General features: G+C 34.9%; 19 protein-coding genes and 3 pseudogenes. 3 read left to right on the top strand and 19 right to left on the bottom strand.

The features are described from left to right. The 10 genes and pseudogenes from BR72_RS04090 to asnB form a co-directional block, all read right to left on the bottom strand. The gene (locus BR72_RS04090) at positions 1 to 1,197 is read right to left on the bottom strand and encodes a hypothetical protein (protein WP_035430373.1); all 1,197 of its coding nucleotides are present in this window, start codon (positions 1,195 to 1,197) and stop codon (positions 1 to 3) included. A 214-nt stretch (positions 1,198 to 1,411) separates the two neighbouring features. Beyond that, complete coding sequence (locus BR72_RS04095; RefSeq protein ID WP_035430378.1) at positions 1,412 to 1,954, bottom strand: cysteine hydrolase family protein; 543 nt, start codon at positions 1,952 to 1,954, stop codon at positions 1,412 to 1,414. 154 nt (positions 1,955 to 2,108) lie between these two features. Continuing rightward, positions 2,109 to 2,204: pseudogene (locus BR72_RS25270) on the bottom strand (isochorismatase); the annotation flags it as partial. 131 nt (positions 2,205 to 2,335) lie between these two features. Then, positions 2,336 to 2,824, bottom strand: a complete 489-nt coding sequence (locus BR72_RS04100) for a hypothetical protein (protein WP_035430380.1) — start codon at positions 2,822 to 2,824, stop codon at positions 2,336 to 2,338. Between the two features lie 283 nt (positions 2,825 to 3,107). After that, the gene (locus BR72_RS04105; RefSeq protein WP_035430382.1) at positions 3,108 to 3,755 is read right to left on the bottom strand and encodes a nitroreductase family protein; all 648 of its coding nucleotides are present in this window, start codon (positions 3,753 to 3,755) and stop codon (positions 3,108 to 3,110) included. Positions 3,756 to 3,843: 88 nt separating this feature from the next. After that, a complete protein-coding gene (gene dat, locus BR72_RS04110) occupies positions 3,844 to 4,737 on the bottom strand; it encodes a D-amino-acid transaminase (RefSeq protein WP_035430384.1) in 894 nt (297 codons plus the stop codon). Between the two features lie 660 nt (positions 4,738 to 5,397). Then, entirely contained in the window at positions 5,398 to 5,727 is a 330-nt protein-coding gene (locus BR72_RS04115; RefSeq protein WP_035430434.1) for a hypothetical protein, read from the bottom strand. Between the two features lie 107 nt (positions 5,728 to 5,834). Beyond that, positions 5,835 to 6,386, bottom strand: coding sequence for a GNAT family N-acetyltransferase (locus BR72_RS04120; RefSeq protein ID WP_081904780.1), 552 nt, complete (start codon positions 6,384 to 6,386; stop codon positions 5,835 to 5,837). Between the two features lie 16 nt (positions 6,387 to 6,402). Continuing rightward, positions 6,403 to 6,762, bottom strand: coding sequence for a GNAT family N-acetyltransferase (locus BR72_RS04125; RefSeq protein ID WP_035430386.1), 360 nt, complete (start codon positions 6,760 to 6,762; stop codon positions 6,403 to 6,405). Between the two features lie 90 nt (positions 6,763 to 6,852). Continuing rightward, on the bottom strand, positions 6,853 to 8,754 hold the full coding sequence (asnB, locus tag BR72_RS04130) for an asparagine synthase (glutamine-hydrolyzing) (RefSeq protein ID WP_035430387.1): 1,902 nt from the start codon (positions 8,752 to 8,754) through the stop codon (positions 6,853 to 6,855). Between the two features lie 392 nt (positions 8,755 to 9,146). Here asnB and BR72_RS04135 point away from each other — a divergent pair, with 392 nt between their 5' ends. Next, entirely contained in the window at positions 9,147 to 9,605 is a 459-nt protein-coding gene (locus BR72_RS04135; protein ID WP_035430388.1) for an Hsp20/alpha crystallin family protein, read from the top strand. A 447-nt stretch (positions 9,606 to 10,052) separates the two neighbouring features. On the opposite strand, the gene BR72_RS04140 is transcribed toward BR72_RS04135, so the two are convergent. The 9 genes and pseudogenes from BR72_RS04140 to tatA all read right to left on the bottom strand — a co-directional run bounded on the left by BR72_RS04140 (position 10,053) and on the right by tatA (position 16,758). Further along, entirely contained in the window at positions 10,053 to 10,898 is an 846-nt protein-coding gene (locus BR72_RS04140; RefSeq protein WP_035430389.1) for a DUF2785 domain-containing protein, read from the bottom strand. Further along, positions 10,895 to 11,653 carry an alpha/beta fold hydrolase gene (locus tag BR72_RS04145; protein ID WP_035430390.1) on the bottom strand — a complete coding sequence of 253 codons (759 nt, stop codon included), beginning with the start codon at positions 11,651 to 11,653 and terminating at the stop codon, positions 10,895 to 10,897. Before BR72_RS04145 ends, BR72_RS04140 begins: the two co-directional genes overlap by 4 nt. 480 nt (positions 11,654 to 12,133) lie before the next feature. Next, positions 12,134 to 12,280 (bottom strand): annotated as a pseudogene (locus BR72_RS27430) (helix-turn-helix domain-containing protein); the annotation flags it as partial. A gap of 280 nt (positions 12,281 to 12,560) precedes the next feature. Continuing rightward, positions 12,561 to 13,148, bottom strand: coding sequence for an SCO family protein (locus BR72_RS04155; protein ID WP_035430394.1), 588 nt, complete (start codon positions 13,146 to 13,148; stop codon positions 12,561 to 12,563). A 127-nt stretch (positions 13,149 to 13,275) separates the two neighbouring features. Further along, positions 13,276 to 13,734: a helix-turn-helix transcriptional regulator gene (locus BR72_RS04160; protein WP_035430395.1), complete on the bottom strand. Its 459-nt coding sequence runs from the start codon at positions 13,732 to 13,734 to the stop codon at positions 13,276 to 13,278. A gap of 577 nt (positions 13,735 to 14,311) precedes the next feature. Continuing rightward, positions 14,312 to 15,154, bottom strand: coding sequence for a DegV family protein (locus BR72_RS04165; RefSeq protein WP_035430396.1), 843 nt, complete (start codon positions 15,152 to 15,154; stop codon positions 14,312 to 14,314). A gap of 153 nt (positions 15,155 to 15,307) precedes the next feature. Then, positions 15,308 to 15,559 carry a DUF2535 family protein gene (locus BR72_RS04170; protein WP_035430397.1) on the bottom strand — a complete coding sequence of 84 codons (252 nt, stop codon included), beginning with the start codon at positions 15,557 to 15,559 and terminating at the stop codon, positions 15,308 to 15,310. Positions 15,560 to 15,714: 155 nt separating this feature from the next. Further along, positions 15,715 to 16,470 carry a twin-arginine translocase subunit TatC gene (tatC, locus tag BR72_RS04175; RefSeq protein ID WP_035430398.1) on the bottom strand — a complete coding sequence of 252 codons (756 nt, stop codon included), beginning with the start codon at positions 16,468 to 16,470 and terminating at the stop codon, positions 15,715 to 15,717. A gap of 123 nt (positions 16,471 to 16,593) precedes the next feature. Continuing rightward, positions 16,594 to 16,758, bottom strand: a complete 165-nt coding sequence (gene tatA, locus BR72_RS04180) for a twin-arginine translocase TatA/TatE family subunit (protein ID WP_035430399.1) — start codon at positions 16,756 to 16,758, stop codon at positions 16,594 to 16,596. Between the two features lie 193 nt (positions 16,759 to 16,951). Between tatA and trhA the strand changes: the two genes are divergently transcribed. Together trhA and BR72_RS26230 are read left to right on the top strand one after the other, a co-directional pair. Beyond that, a complete protein-coding gene (gene trhA / locus BR72_RS04185) occupies positions 16,952 to 17,608 on the top strand; it encodes a PAQR family membrane homeostasis protein TrhA (RefSeq protein ID WP_035430400.1) in 657 nt (218 codons plus the stop codon). Between the two features lie 214 nt (positions 17,609 to 17,822). Next, positions 17,823 to 17,993 (top strand): annotated as a pseudogene (locus BR72_RS26230) (IS5/IS1182 family transposase); the annotation flags it as partial.

Below are 17,993 nucleotides of genomic sequence, written 5' to 3' on the forward strand. Positions count from 1 at the left end.
CTACAAAACCCTCTCTCTTATTCCGTTATTTTGCTTTAATAACTCTCTTACTTGATTGAAATTTTTACAGATCTTGATTTTAGTTTCGTCGATTTGTGAATACGAATCGTTTGTATTCAATAGAAATTGGTCTTTATTATCGAGTTCGTATAATAAAACCCAATAAGATTCACAGTCGAGTGGAAATTGATAATCATGGACAGCACCTGCCTCTACAAATTTAAATTCGATTTTTTCATTGTCAAATCGTTTTGTATATACGGGTTTTCCAATTACAAGAATTCGAGTTTTATTTGTTTGATTCAAAGTTGCTTTAATTTCAGTCGTTGTTTTGTTATCAGCACCTTCCTTTGTTAGTTCTTGTAGTTGTTTCTCATGCAATTGTTTCTCGTTCATTTGTTTTGCATGTAAATGATTTAATTCACCTTGCAAAGCTTTTATTTTTTCTTCACACTCATTTTTTTCTTTATTCCATTTTTCTTGTTCCCCCTTGTACTCGTTAGTTATTGTTTCGTTTTCTTTCAATAACTCGCTATACAATCGGGTTTTTTCATTTAGTTTTCCAGTGATTTTCTTATTGCTTTCCTTCATCTCGTCTATCTTTTTCTTATGATTTTCATCACGTTTTCCCAACTCCTTCGTCAAATTTTCTACCTTTTGTTCGAGTTGTTGTATCTTCTTTTGATCTTTTTTAGAGGTCGTCGTTTCCTCTTTTGGTTTTTCGTTAGAAATTGGTTTTTGTTTTGTCATCGGTTTTTTATCGTCCGATTTAGTGTTTTCTGATTCCAATGTAATGGATTCATTCGGAACATTTAATAATTCGCTCTGTTCGTCTTTTAAAAGTGCATACAATTGAACTGCCTTTTTTTCTTGGTCTTCAAAAAATAGTTTTGCAAATACCGTAGCAGCATTACTGTGCTCTGCAATATTTACTAGTTCGTTTACCTCTTTATCTACTACTGATAGTCCTTCTAGTAGCTTTGGCTCCACTACTTTGGACCAGGACTTCAATTTTGGATAATTCTTTGGGTCAAGCAAGTTTGAAATAAGCATACTTCTATTTGTTTTATTAATGATAGACTTAATTTTATTAGTCCGGACACCATTAAATGGAATTTCTGTAATTTTGTATATTTGAGCCAAAACTTCATTATTAAATTTAGGTAGCAACCATCGCCACACATCTTTACTAGACATACATTCCCTTCTTCCTAAGAGTGATATTGTTTTTTTGTGTCTGAATCCGTTTATATAATTATCACTTCCCTCACCTTTTAATAATAGACTGATTTATTAACCCCAGTTAGCGCATAGAGTCGATTATTCATAATTTTTCTAGGGAAGCCGATATATACGACTTTTTGGGAATTTAAGCTGAAAAATCATTAATAATTTCTACCACCTCACTTTTTTATTCAATAATTTCCGTATGAAAACAAAGCTGCATATGATTAATTATTATTTCTCCAAGATCAGTAAATGTTGCTACGCCTCGTTTGTGTATTGCCGTTTTGAAACCTTCTGCATCTGCTCCAGCTATTGTCAAAAAATCACAAATATCCGTACAAACTCCGACAGTATGAACTTTTTCAACTCCTAATTTTTTTAAAGTGGTAGCCAAATCTGTTTGAAAGAAAGCATTATAATTTGTTTTTGGGACATAAATTAAATTTTGGTTTCTACTATTTTCTTGGTACCATTCGTATAATTCGCCGTATAATTGTTGTCCTTCTGTATTCACAATATTATGTGGTGTCCATAACTTAAAGTGCGGATCATCAACTTGGTGTGCATCCATTGTAACTACAACAACATTTCCCTCCTCTAAAAATCGAGTTGCTAATTCTTTAATATACGGTACAACCTTCTGTGCTGGTTTACCCGCAGTCAAAGTACCATTATCCGCCACAAAATCATTACTCATATCCACAATTAATAAAGCTTCTTTTCCCATATCTGTTCATCTCCTATTATCAAAAAGATTTTAATTGTATTCTTTCAATACTTTCTATACGTTCAGCCACATTTACTAACTGTTTTTACAGACTACCCAAATCAATATAACTTCCAACGAGTTCAACTCCAAAATCCTGGATCGCCTCTCCAACATTTTCTATAACTTGCCCTAGTCTTCCACATGTTAAAGCTCCATCTTCCGTTACGAAATCATATGTATAATCAATATTTATAAGTGCTCGTTTCATCTTTTCTCATCCTTTCGTTTCACAGTAAACAATAGAAAACGTGTTATAACGACGCTTTATTACATGTTCGACATGTTTTGTGAAAATCCCTATAAAAACAAAAGAAACCTGCTTATAAAGCAGATTTCTTCTTACAGTGCTGGTTTATTTTCAAACTTCGCCTCGGCAAAGTTAATTACTTTTCCATTTGGATCATTATTTTCATACTGGATTACTGTTACGGTATGAATACCTGGTTGTAGTGTTTCTTTTTTTAATGCGATTGTCGTTTGGGTTAGTTCATTTGCTTGATGCGTTTCTTCAAATCGTTTATCAACGTATACAAATGTTTCTTTATCCCCTTGGAAATTTGCAAGTTCGATTTCTACTTGTTGAATAATCGTATCTTTTTTAATAAATACGACAGGTACATTCCCATTTTCTGATGTACCATCAGGTGTAATAACTTTCACTTTTCCTTCACCAACTGAAGTTACTCCTTCAGGAAATGAGTACTTGCTTTCTTGCTGCGCATTAATTGTTTGTTCTTGTTGCGTTTCTTTCTTCACATTCTTTTCCTTTGTTACTCCACAGCCCACTAACAACATAACAGATAATCCAGTGATTATGAATTTTTTCAAAATCCATTCCCCCTGTATCTTAATACCTAATTTATTTAATAAAAATATTTTATATATACACCCATTTGAATCACTTTCGTAAACATACTATCGTACCTACACAACTAACTGTACCACACTTATCAACTTATTATCATCATTATTTCTTCAAGAAATTTTTGTAAATCCTTTTCAGCATTCTTCTCAACCTATTTTCCCTGTATTTCTTTCTACACGAAAAATAATCTTAGCTCTTTCAGCTAAGATTATTTCAAACTTTCTCACTATCAATTGAAATTTCACTTTATCGGATAAACTTCGTAATTTCCGCAACCTCTTTTCGAGCTAACTTTTTCGGCTGGTCCTTTGGATGTCCTAATGCAATCACCATATTAATTTGTTTATCAGATTCAATTTCTAAGTAGTCTCTTAGCTCATCCTGCGCTAATAACACCGGTCCCGTCATTGGGCATGTACCAAGACCCCTAGCATGAGCCGCAAGCATTAAATTTTGTGAAGCTAAGCAACTACTTTTGATGCCTTCTTCTTCCCAAATAGAATTTGGAACAAACTCAATCGGATCAAAAATCTTTTCCCGGAATTTAGATTGATATGGTGTTGCTAAACAAATAATTAATACCGGTGCATCTGAAAAAGCTGTTGCGTATGGTCCAAAAGAACGAGTCAATAACTTTCCTGCTTTTTCTTCTCCTTTTTCTGTTGCCTCTTCTGCTCTTTTATGTAATGCGTTCCATGTCATTTCTTCTATGTCTTTAATTTTATCACGGTTCATAATAACGACAAATTCCCACGTTTGCGAATTTGTATCACTCGGTGCATATCTCGCACAATCAATAATTTCTTCAATATCTTCCATAGAAACATCTTGCTCTGTATATTTACGAACACTGCGACGACCGTGAATAATATCTTTAAATGCTTGATAATCCATACGATTCAAAATCCCCTTTTATAACGTTTTCAAAACCTCTACCTGACTGATTATAACATATAATAAAAAAAAGCGATTCATCCCTCACCTATCGTCCGCGGTTAAGGTGGGGGTAAGTGACATTCCCACTATACACACTCGCCTTATACGCCGCCTGCAGCATTCTTATAATTGGTTGGTCTCCCGTTTGATACCACTCTTCTCCAATTTGCTTTACTGGTACAATTTCAATGGGTGTAGCTGTAAAGAAACACTCATCCGCGCCAAATACTTCTTGAAGAGAAAATTGTCGTTCTTCAACAGGAATGTTTAACTTCTTTGCTAAGGAAATGACATGATGACGTGTAATCCCATACAAAATATATTGGTTTGCAGGGTGTGTAATCAAAGTTCCGTTTTTAACAATAAAGAAATTAGAATGACACCCTTCTGTTACAATGCCATTTCGAACTAAAATTGCTTCGTAATAACCACCTTTTGCAATTTTATTTTTAATCATAATATTAGGAAGTAAATTAAGTGATTTTATATGACAATAATGCCAACGTATATCCTCAGCAATTGTTGCCGTAATTCCGTTTTCCATCAAAGTATTTGGCCTTGGAAATGGTACGATATTTGCATAGTATGTGGGCTGAAGATCGGACTCGAACAAGTGGTTTCTAGGCTGTACACCTCTTGAAATTTGAATATATACATTTCCATCCTCTTGAAATTGATTTTTCTCAACCAATTGCTCCAACTGATAAATAAGTTCTTCTTTTGTAAAAGGCGGTTCTAATTCAATTTCTTTCATAGATTGGAAAAAACGCTCTAAATGAAGATCTAATAAATGAGGCTTCCCATCATATAAACGAAATACTTCATATACTCCATCTCCAAACTGTAATCCTCGCTCTTCTAATGAAATCATTGGTTCTTTCTCTTTCGTATTCACGATGCTTCCATTAAATAAAATCCAATCTTTATGATTATTTTTCATACCATTCCGCCTCCTCTTCATACATACTTCTATTGTACAACCTGAATTAATTAAAAATAAATAATTTTCGATCTATTTAAAAACAAAATATTCTCTCTACTTATCATTCTTAGAAACGCGATATATAAATCATTCCCATTTGAAGACATGCCGAAAGAACCTAGATTTTTCGAAAGGACTTGCTCATATTGTATATAAAAACATAAAATATTAGACTTAAACTTGTTTATTCTCATTTTTCATCTTCTGCAAAAAGGGGGTAATAACTTGGGTTTTTTGGAAGGATACAACAATTTTAGCGGAGCGTTTTCTCCTCTAATTGTACGTTCCATTCACTCTTACAGCCAAAGATGGAAACGACAATTTCACAGAAAACAACGCCACATACTACGAATGAATACAAAAAGACATCATTATCTCAAGCGTTTACCGTGATGGAGAAGTTCAAGAAAAACATCTTGCGTTCTCGATGAAATACAAAAGAACCTAGTTATTTTAACGTTTCGCGCTATTAGCAAACTTAAGGGTTCCCCTCCATATCCACAATTGTGGATATGGAGGGGTTATTCACTCTAACTACACCTCCATCACGTCCTGTGATGGAGGTTTCACTTTATCAATAGAACGAATAGACCGTGTTGATGATAGACAAAAATCATCTTATAAAAGACGGTTTCCATCATCTCGCTTCAGCCAATTTATAATCAAAATATAAGTTTGATAGTGGACATATCTCAGACAAAGTAAACAACAAAGAATTCCCATTCCGATGCAGCTATATATTAACCCTAATTTCAAAAAAATCGCAATCGTTGGTGGGAAAAGAGTGACTTTTTGCAAAATATATAGCAAAAGAAATAACATTAAAAATAAAGGGAAATACTGTAATTCATATGGTTTACGTCTCTTACTTAATATATTTCTTACTAATAATTGAAAAAGCTCTGCAAACAAAAAGCAGCCCAGAATTACAATAAGTGCTAGTGTCATCCCCATACACTTCCCACCTTATTTTATAATGTACTGATAAAGTGAAACTTTAATCAGTGGGGGTTTTCTTCATCCCCCACTGATTATTAGTTGAACCAATCGGGCTTTTACGGGCAGTTTATCTCCCGCCTAACTTCTTTGCTTCCGCTGAATTTTGAGGCGGGAGTATTACTGCCCGTTAATGCGGGATAAAACAACACATCTTGCCACTCATCAAACTTATAACCTACTTCTTGAAAACACCCTACATATGTAAATCCCATCTGTTCATGCAGCTTCACACTTATATCGTTTCCCCTTGTAATTCCAGCAATAATAGTATGATGCGCTGCCTCTTCTGCCAATTGAAGTATGTGTCCTATCAATTTCTTCGCTACACCTTTCCCGCGCGCTTGTTTATCCACATAAACTGAAATCTCTACTGTTTGCTTATATGCCTCTTTTTCACGGAATGGTGATAAAGAGCAATACCCAAGTACGATACCATCTTCTTCAGCAACGATGACTGGATACATCTCATTATGCGCATCAAACCACATATTCATCTCTGTTAATGTCTTTTCTTGCAAATCAAATGTAGCAGTTGTATGAATAATCGCATCATTATATATATGTAAAATAGATTTTACGTCTCTTTTATATGCGCTGCGAATTTCCATTTCTTCGTCTCCCCCATTACACTTTCTTTATGTAAACATGATTACTTTGTTGAAAACCAAGTTGTTCAAAAAATGATTCTATTCTTTCATTTTTATTTATAAATGTGATTTGAATCTCTTTCACATGCTCTCTTTTTACAATCTCCTCAAACGTATAATAAGCATTCGTTCCATATCCGTATCCCTCATAATCGTGATGAATAAGAAGATACGATAATATCGCTTTCTCTTGTTTCACAGTATAGTCAACAATACCTATATATGTATCATCTGCTTTTATACAATATGCTACATCTTGAACTAGTAAATCATGAGAAGAAAACATTTCTTTTACTACCAGCTTTGTTTCGTCTGTTACTTTTTCGAACGTTAACATATTTATTCCACTCCTTATTATTGTATCAAACAGGACAAGTATTTATGAAAAAAAACCTTAAGATAGCAATGCTATCTTAAGGTTTTCTCCTTAAACTAAGCTATAAGCGCGCTTTGTTTCTTCATGAAATGCATTTGTATCATATTTATGTTCAACAAAAATTTGATGCCACACCATAAATGCAAGTACTGTCCAAATTTTACGGCTATAATCACCTTTGTCTGCACAATGTGCTTCTAACAAGTCTAATACGTACTGCTTATCGATTAAATGCTCTGTTTTGCTTTCTTTAATAATATTTACAGCCCAATCATGCATTTCATCTTTTAACCAGTGACGGATTGGCACTGGGAAGCCTAACTTCTTACGATCTAATACGTGATCTGGTACAATACCACGTACTGCTTCACGTAAAATAGCTTTTGTTGTGCCGTTTGCAATCTTTAATTCTGTTGGAATTTTAGATGCCACATCAAATACTTCTTTATCTAAAAATGGTACACGAAGTTCTAATGAATGTGCCATTGTCATTTTATCAGCTTTTAATAAAATGTCGCCGCGCAGCCATGTGAACATATCAATGTATTGCATTTTGCTTACATCGTCATAATTCTTGATATCATCATACAACGGCTTCGTAATATCCATGTAATTCACACTCTCATCGTAGTGCTTCATAAGTGCTGCTTTTTCTTCTTCACGGAAGATTTTCGCATTTCCATAGTAACGCTCTTCAATCGATGTACATCCGCGCTCTAAGAAACTTTTCCCTTTAAACCCTTCTTTTAATGCACCACTTAACGCTTTTAATACGCGTTTTCCTGGGCTAGGGATGTAAGAGAACATTTTCAAAGAATTTGGCTCACGATAAATGTTATATCCGCCAAATAGCTCGTCTGAACCTTCACCAGAAAGAACAACTGTTACATGTTTACGTGCTTCTTTCGCAACGAAGTACAATGGTACAGCTGCTGGATCCGCTAATGGATCATCCATGTGCCACATGATTTTTGGAAATTCATCCATGAATTCTTGTGGTGTTACGAATACGCTATAGTTTTTTACACCTAGTTTTTCCGCTGTTTCTTTCGCTACGTCAACCTCACTAAAACCACGACGTTCAAAGCCTACAGAGAAAGTTAATAAGTTTGGATTCATTTCTTTTGCGATAGACGCGATAATCGACGAATCGATACCACCAGATAAGAATGAACCTACTGGTACATCACTGCGCATATGCATTTTCACAGAATCGTATAATACGTCACGAATTGCTTGAATATGCTCTTCTTTCGTCGCATCAGATGCATTGAAATATGGTTGCCAATAACGACGGATTTCCATTTCTTTACCAAGTTCTTTTACAAAGTAGTGACCTGGCTCAATTTTGTTAATATCTACTGTTAACGTTTCAGGCTCAGGAGCATATTGATACGTAAAGTAGTGTTGCAAGGAAGTTGGATTTACTCCTTTATCTTCCATCACATGTAATATACTTTTCTTTTCAGATGCAAAGAATGTTGTATCCTCGTGCTGCGCAACATAAAGTGGCTTAATACCGAAATGATCACGTGCACCGAATAGTTTTTTCTCTTCGCGATCCCAAATCATAAATGCAAACATACCACGAAGGTAATCTACACATTTTTCTTTCATATGAGCATATAATGCAATGATTACTTCTGTATCAGATTGTGTAGCGAATGTTGCACCTTTTTCAAGAAGCATTTCGCGAAGCTCTACATAGTTATAAATTTCACCATTAAAAATAATTACATAACGATCATTTTCATACGTTAACGGCTGATGTCCTGCCTCTAAGTCAATAATGCTTAAACGGCGGAAGCCAAATTGTACATGTTCATCACGGAAGTACCCTTCATCGTCTGGACCACGGTGAAAGATAATCGTATTCATATTTTCAAATTGATGTTTTTCTTCTGCCGAAAACCCTCTAGGGTTTTCACATAAACATCCTACAAAACCACACATACTTTCTTACCCTCTTTCGGTTTTCATTCTTTTTCTATACTACTATATCAACCCTATTTATACTAGCATAATCATAGCAATATGGCGACAAAAAGTACATAAATCCATTATGTTTTTTCAACATATTCATCACTGCTATGCAAAATAAAACATACTTTTCTCAGTTTTCCCCCTTTCCTTTAAAAAAGCTTTGACTGCCCCTAAATATATCCAGCTGCTCCCACTCACCTAAAAAAGATGTTTTCTGTTGCTTTTTCAATTTGCAATTATATAAAACGATTCTATTCTTATCCTTCATCAATTTTCAATTTTTTACTTACCTAAAAAACCACACTCACATTTAGGCTTTTTTGTCATATGATATTTCAGATTTATTTTTAGGAGGAGAAATGATGAGCGATGAAAAAAAACCTACACGTCCACAATTTCGAGGTTACTTAAAACAAATTGATGACTTTTTCGAACAAACTCCACTTCGTGATGTGATTGCAGATATGAACCACTTTTTCCAAAAAGGAAACCGTTTAGTAACATTTCCAGTTGATTTATTTGAAGTGGAAAATGACCTTGTTATAAAAGCTGAACTTCCTGGAATTCAAAAACAACAGATTCAAATTGAAATACAAGGTGAATACTTAAAAATTTCCGTAAAAGACGACGTTTTAGGCGAAGAAATGAACGAATCATATAATTATTATCGCCGCGAGTGTACAATGTCAGAAGCTTCTCGCGTTATTAAATTACCGTATCCCATTAACAAAAAACAAGCAAAAGCTTCTTACCAAAACGGCATTTTAGAAATTCGTGCACCAAAGCTTCCGCAGCAACATGATATTTTATCAATTGAATAAGAAAAGAATGCTAAGCTAATCGTATCCACTCCAAATAGAAAACAATCTCAAAATCCCCTCTAGATAAAGAAGTGCACTCCAATTGTTAGACTGTGTCTAACAATTGGGATGCACTTCTATCTTGAGGTGGGGGTCTTACTGTCCGCGAATAGCGTGATAAACAAAAAAGAGTCCATCATACCATTTTATTAAAAGTCAAGCAAATAATTAAATTTATTTGTAAGTGGAGGTTTTTATATACTGTCACACATTATATAGTGAAAAAAGAAGGATAGGAAAGCAGAAGTGGAAACTGCTATTTCTATCCTTCTTTGTACTACAAATGACTTCATTTACTACAACAACATTTTTAGACCTTATTGAACTAACGCATGCGTTAGTTCAATGAGAAAAAACTGCCTTAATTGCAGCCCTTGCCTCTCCTTTTGGGACGGCCCCTCTAATCCTTTAACTGATAGAAAACTTGTTCAATTTTGCCTCAGTACCAAGCATGACAGTGTTAAGCTCATTCCCTCGGCTATCTTGTCCCCTTCTGAAATAGAGACTGCGTAAAAAATTCTTGCTGTTCACACGAGCAATCACCTGACTGCGACTTCTCGGCAAATTGCAGCATTGCGCTAAGTCGCTAATCCAATCAGCGATTTCTAAATGTGGAAGTAACTCTTTGTCCATCATCGTATCCACGATGCTGACCAAGCGTTCATCATCCTCATCGCTAAAAATGTGTCTACCATTATGAAGCATGTTAGAAATAGCGACAAGAACCTCACGTAGCAGTGCGACGCTGCTCTCCTCGCACTGCACCAGCTCGACAAAAACATCCGCACCGTGAGACGCGCTATGAGCCCAGCCTCCTACTGAAAGGTAACCTCGCAGATCCTTCTCCTCTTTATAATAACGGAGCATTGCATGCATTAATTGCTCAATTTCCGCTTGATTGAAAAATGGATTCTGTCTGTGGTGTTGCACAATCAAAGCGATAGTCAAGGCAGAGAACGTCCTTGTAAAAACTGACTGATCATCCTCGCTGCCAATATTATAGAACAAATGGTTCTCATCAGTCAGAACAGTTAAGAGGCTACGCAACTCCTCTCCACTGAATCTATTTTCTTCCTTAATCCACATATAAAACATTGGATAAATCAGGTTATCCCGTAATTCTGGCTGAGGATCGCCAATATATTGAAGTAACAAAGGTAAGAAATCTTGATGCCGCTCACCTTCGCGTAACTGATACTTATCCTTCTCAATTCTTCGCAAATCCATCATCAATTTAGTCCTTGTATCGCTCATTTTCCTATCTCCTTCAACATTAACATAATCTCCTCTATAACAATTTCTGGCTCATCATGTTGAATATAATGTCCACTTCGACTAGCAATCCGGTACTTGCTTGACGTTGACAGCCATTGGAATTCTGCTTGGAGTCTTTGCTCAATTTCCAATATTTCTTGAGATGGCCATCCCTCTTCACCATTGTCAGGTAAACCTCTTGTAATAATTGCGAGAGGGAGGTTACTTTGCTTTGAATGATCAACGACTTGCTTATAGCTTTGTATTTTATCAATCTTCTCACTATTCAACATAGGATTCTCGTAATATTCCCTATTTCCTGCAAGCAGATTTTCAGGTAGAACCTTTTCATAGGCAAGTTCTTTATATTCCGGTGCAGCGTCAACCAAAACCATACCACAGATGTTCAGTGGATAAAGGCTGGCATATAATCTAGCGACCAAACCACCAAAAGAATGTCCCACCAATATATAGGGCTTCTCCACTTCAAGCGCTAGCAACAATTCGTTGAGCTCCTCGACTAGATCATAGCAAGTCGTCGGGACGGATGCGACTTGACTCCTGCCAATACCCGACCTGTTATAGGAAAAGGTTGATGTTTTTTGCGATATTCGGTCTTGGACTTTTTTCCATGTCTCATAGCTATCGCCTAACCCTGCTATGAAGATTACGCTTGGAATACTGTTACGTGAATATTTATTTAATAGTCTGCGGTTATCACAGATATCAATTATCTTTTTATTTTGTATAGTCACTTTTAATCACCCAGTTCAATTATAAGCTTCACACTATCAATATTTCCATAATAATTTGATTATTATATATTTTGCGAACCTTACCGTTTTTTATTTTGTAACTTCAGCTGAAACCACTCCAAAAGAAATCTGTAGAATACCAATTGATAATTTGCTTACTTCCAAGTTTTTTGTCGTTTTAAACATTTCACACTGAATCGCCGAAATCTACTTGATGTTCTGTACATAAAAATAAACCATCGAAATGATGCTCTTGTTTAATTAAGCACCCTTTTAGGCAATTTTTCGCAATCTTGTTGTGGGCCAGGAAGAAATGCTAAAGGACATATTCGACAGAGTTAATCAATAATCCTTGTTCAACTATACTGCCATTTAGTTGAATAAGGAGTAGGGAGGCTACTACTTAAACATTTCAAAATAATTTGCCACCCATTTTGAATTATTTTCTGCAATATATTGTTCTGCCAAAATCAATCGCTGTACAAGGTCATTTTCAGGAATTCTCCATCCTTCTTTATCACTATTGCGAAATGCGTTTGGGAACTTTCCAGACCGTAGCCATCGTTTAATTGTTTCTTCATGCTTCTGTAAAGCTAACGCCAATTCTTTTACTGTATACATGTTCATGTAAGCACCTCAAAAATAAACGGTTATTTAAAATAGAAACATACATTCCTGTTTAGTGTAACCACACTAATGTTGTTGTATATGAGGTCGTAAAGAGATCTGTATAATAAAAAAAGTACATCACTCTTATTGAGCAATGTACCAATACATATATAATGTGCAACATTATATCCATCCTCTTATCCTTACAAGGAACGATAGATATTGTCACTTATTTATTTTACAGAGTAATTGGACTCTTTTTTACTGTTTATTCAAAAGGAATAAACAAATAGTATTATTATCGTGTTAAACGCTTAATATCACGCAATATATCATCATATGGTGTATTCTTAATACCGCTGTATTCTTTCATCACTTTTCCGTTTTGATCCACTAAGTAAAATTGTGTTCCATGCATGACTTGATCTGAATTATCAGGTTTATCAGCTAACGTTTTAAAATTTTTTTCCGCAAATTTTTTAATGTCATTTTGCGAATAACCCGTTAATAAGTTCCAATTCTTCGTATCATCAGTAAATTTTTGTACAAATGCTTTTAACTTTTCAGGCGTATCTACCTCTGGATCAACACTAAATGATACAAATTGAACATCTAACTTTTCTTCTTTTGCCATTTTTTGTAATTTCGCCAAATTTGCTGTCATCGGCGGACATACTGTTTGACAATTTGTAAATACGAGATCCGCTACCCATACTTTTCCTTTTAAATCTTTTGTACCAAATTTTTCACCATTTTGATTTATGTATTGAAAACTTTCAACATCCCAATTTAGCGGTTTTCGAAGTTTCGATCCTGAACTGCATCCAGCTAAAAGCAGTATGCAAAAAACAGTAAGAAGTCCAACCCACTTTTGATATCGCTTCATTATTAAAACACCTTTCTCTCCTTTAAAAATTACATTTCTTCTATCCTATACTAACGAGCAGTATAACGCTCCTGCTAACCGTAGTTTCACTTTATTGTAACAAAGGTAAACACCATGAGAAAACCGTTTACTTCACTTGTTCACTAAATCGTACTAATTTTCCAATTGCTTCTTCTTTATGTAATGTGCTAAACCACCTATAATTTTCACCGTCTAAAATCCGATAATGTTGACTAACAATATTTTGTTGTAAACGGAACTCTCCTTTTTTCTCAATTTCTTTCCACCATATATGTCCGCCCATCGTTTTTTCTTTTTTATATTCCATTTGATGACGAGCAATTGTTTGGACAACTTCAAGAACAGCTCCCCCAAATGCAGACTGCAATACTTCGCTGTTTTGAAACAGCGCACATACCGCAATAACGGTCGTCCACGAAGGTAAGATGCGCTCTTTTTCAATTTGAACAAGTGTCTTTTTAGAAAGCCCTAAAATTTCTGCCATTTCTTCTTGTGTATAATTATATTCAGTTCTAATTAACTTCATTTTTTTCGCAATTATTAATACCACTTCGTCTTTATTCATTTGAGCACCCTTTCTTACTATTCAAATCGTATCCTATTGAATTTTTACACTTTTTTAATACTTAGTCAATTTTACTTACTTCTTTCTTGGTTTTCAATAAATTTCCGAATGCTTCCATAGGCATGATTGCATGTTTTATTTCTTTGGTAAACATATATTACACCTTCCCCCTCCTGTCCAAAAAAAGAAGTAGAGAGAGAAATACTCATTTATAGCATACAAAATCTATTTATCCCGCTATTCGTGGACAGTAATACTCCCACCTCAAAATTCAGCAAAAGCATTGTCCAGTTCCACATTTCTTTGTTGTCAAGCTCTAACGGCTAGAATCTCCGGCCGTTTCGCCCCCTCGGACGAGGCAAAAAGCGCCTCTCCGCCTTGGGCGTGGGCGTCCTGCGATTCTGAACGAGCCGCTTCCGCTTTTCTTAAGAAGTTAAGTGGGAGATAAACTGCCCATCAAAGCCCAATTGGTGAGGGCTAATAATTAGTGAGGGATGAAAAAACCCTCCCACTGATTAAAGTTTCACTTTATTCAGTACGAAAAAAAGCTACTTGAATATCATCAAGTAGCTCTTTTCTATTCTGCAAAATAAGAGAATCCAATCGCCCCAACACCTGTATGTGTACTAATAACCGGTGTCGTATAGAAAATTTCTGATTGTGTGAATCCACTAATCTTTTCAACTGCCTCTTTCATCTTCTGTGCTAACGGTAATGCTTTTGCGTGTGGAATCGCGACTGCTTTCACTGTTTTTCCAGCTATATCTTCTTCAAATATTTTCGCTAATGTTTTTACAATTTGCCCTTGACTACGTACCTTAGTAATCGGGTTGTAGACTCCGTCTTCAATACTAGCAATTGGCTTAATATTTAACAAAGATCCAAGCATTGCTTTTCCTTTACCAATACGGCCACCTTTTACAAGGTTATCTAACGTATCAACGACAACAAATAGGCGTGTATTTTTTCTAACTTCTTCAATACGTTTTAAAATATCTTCTAAAGAACGTCCTGCTTGCGCCATTTTCGCTGCCTCAATCACTTGATATCCTAAAGCATGAGTAGTGAATAAAGAATCTACTACAGTTACTTTTGTATTTGTCATTGTTGCTGCAGTACCTGCTGTTGCAACTGAACCACTTAGTCCATTTGTTAAATGAATCGAAAGAACTTGGCTACCGTCCTCTCCTAAACGATCATACAATTCTACAAATGAACCAACTGCTGGTTGAGATGTTTTTGGTAGCTCTTCTGCCTTTTCCATTTCTTCAATAAACTTATCTGGTTGTAAGTCTATACGATCTAAATAAGTTTGTCCGTTCACAGAAATTGATAATGGGATAACATGAATATCGTATTTCTCAATCACATCTTGTGAAAAATCCGCCGTTGAATCTGTGACAATTTTAATTTTTTGCATGTTTGATTTCTTCCCTTTCCACTACGCTCTCCCTGTTATTATACTAGTATTCCCACTGCTTTCAACAGTTTAAGGTAATTTTCCCATGAAATTCTTATTTTTTATATCTAAAAAGAAAGCAGCAGAGCACCTTTGCTCTGCCGCGATTTTTTCCTATGCATTTTTTTCTAACGTATTTATTTCATATACATTTGAATAATCATTCCATTGCAAGCAACCTTGCAAATATTCTCGAAATGAGTACGAAAACCTTGGTTGTTTTTGTTTTTGAATTTTAGAAATAAAGAGCTGAAGACGCGACTGAATTTGAAACGCTAATGGATGCTGTGTTTGTAGTACTGGAATTTCAACCACCTTTACGCACTTTCCTGTTGGATGAGTAAAATAAAAACTCTTCATAATCACGATATCAATCCTCTTTTTTTTTGGATTTATAATTTTAGTATAAACCGACAAAGACAAAAAGTTTGTCTAAATTTTGGAGAAGCATTAATTTTTTTCTTTTTCATATTGTATACGCTTACACCAATAGTATAACAAAGAAATAAAAAAAGTGCCTGTCATAAAGAGGCACTTTTCGATGAAGATTGCAATTCTCGCTTTATTTTTCTTTTATAAACAATTTTTGACATTGTAATACTTAATTCATAAATAACTAATAACGGGATTGCTACAGAAAAATCTGAAATAAAATCAGGTGGTGTAATACATACCGCAATTACAATTAATATAAAGTACGCATACCGTCTAATCTTTTGTAATGCTACTGGATTTAAAATTCCAATGCTCGTTAAGAACATAGTTACAACAGGTAATTCAAAAATCACAGCAAATGGTACTGTCATGTTCATAACAAAGGAAAAATACTTCTCTGTTGTAAACATTGTTTGAAACATTTCATCACCAAGACTAACCAAAAACTTTAGTACAAATGGTAGAATAATAAAATATCCAAAACATAGTCCACCAATAAATAATATAAATAGTCCTGGTACGTATAAAAGCGTCATTTTCTGCTCATGTGGAAGTAATGCTGGCTTGACAAATAACCAAAGCTGCAAGGCAGCGATTGGAATAGTGCATACGATTGAAAACACAGCCGCAATTACAAAATAAATCCATAAAATATCGCTCGGTCCAAGAACTGTTAATTTCATATGTAAATCTTTCACAATAAAACTATAAATCTCTTTCGTAAAAGAAAAACCCATAATAAGGAAAAATAAAAATGCCAATGCTGTAATAATAAGTCGCTTTCGCAACTCACCAAGATGATCTACTATGCTCATTTCATGATCGTTCATATTCTCACCCATTTCCTTGTTCACTGGAAAAAAGATGCAAGCTCGTCTTACATCTTTTTTCCTTCACAAACGGACGTAGGTATCCGTTTGATTCAACTGATAATAAGCAGGAACTCCTCCCTACTGATACAAAATTCATTTTTTTTCATCTATATCATCATGCAAACCTTTGGCGGATTTTTTAAATTCTTTTAAGGTTTCTCCAAACGCTCGTCCAATTTCCGGTAATTTTTTTGGCCCAAAAATAATTAATGCTAAAATTAAAATTAAAATCAATCCTGGAAACCCAATATTTGGCATGATACTTCCCCCTTATTCTCAATTAATTTTATTTTGTCAAAAAAGTCTGTAAACGTCAATGTATCCGTTGTCTTTTGTCAAAAAAATTAGAAAATAAATCCTTTATACAATTTTCATTTCCTATTCCATTTGTATATGATATTGTGAAAGAAACTATATTCTTCATTTTACTATGTGAGAAAGGAGTCGAAACATGACTCAAAAAATAACTCGAATGACTCAATTTGTTAAAGAAGAAATCGCTAATGCAATTACACATGGCATCGGTGCCATTTTAAGTATCCCTGCATTAATTATTTTAATTATTCATGCATCAAAACATGGAACTGCATCAGCAATTGTAGGATTTACTGTATATGGCGTGAGCATGTTTTTACTATATTTATGTTCAACACTATTACATAGCATCCATCATCCAAAAGTGGAAAAATTATTCACTATTTTAGATCACTCTGCCATCTATTTGTTAATCGCCGGCACATATACACCGTTTTTACTCGTTACACTACGCGGGCCACTTGGCTGGACATTACTTGCGATTATTTGGACACTTGCAATAGCAGGAATCATTTTTAAAATATTTTTTGTACGTCGTTTTATTAAACTATCTACTTTATTTTACATTCTGATGGGCTGGCTCATTATCGTTGCTATTAAACCACTATATGAAAACTTAACTGGTAGCGGCTTCTCATTATTATTAATTGGCGGGATTTTATACTCTGTCGGTGCTATCTTCTTCCTATGGGAGAAGCTCCCATTTAACCATGCAATTTGGCATCTCTTTGTATTAGGCGGAAGCACAATGATGTTTTTCTGCGTTTTATTTTATGTATTACCTGTAGCATAAAATGAAACTTCTATCAGCGGGGAGTCTTTATCCCCTGCTGATGGTTAATTGAATCAATTGCGCTTTTACGGGATAAAAAAAGGTCTCAGCTTATATGATGAGGCCACTGAAAAAGTCCTCATAGTTCAAAAAGTGAAAGCTTCCCCGATGAAATCGAGGAAGCTTTCACTTTTTTTATGTATAATGGTTGTACTAACTCTAGGTGGTGTCTCGGATGATTTCAAAACAACAACCTCTTAACCTTAGCCCATTCATGGCGATTTACGATATCGTCGTGCCAAAAGATAATATGCTTCGTCAATTTAATGAAATGGTTGATTTTTCTTTTGTGTTAGAGGAATTAAAGAATAAATATTGTCTCGATAACGGTCGCAATGCAGTGCCG

The sequence above is a fragment of the Bacillus sp. UNC322MFChir4.1 genome, assembly GCF_000746135.1.
Taxonomy (GTDB): domain Bacteria; phylum Bacillota; class Bacilli; order Bacillales; family Bacillaceae_G; genus Bacillus_A.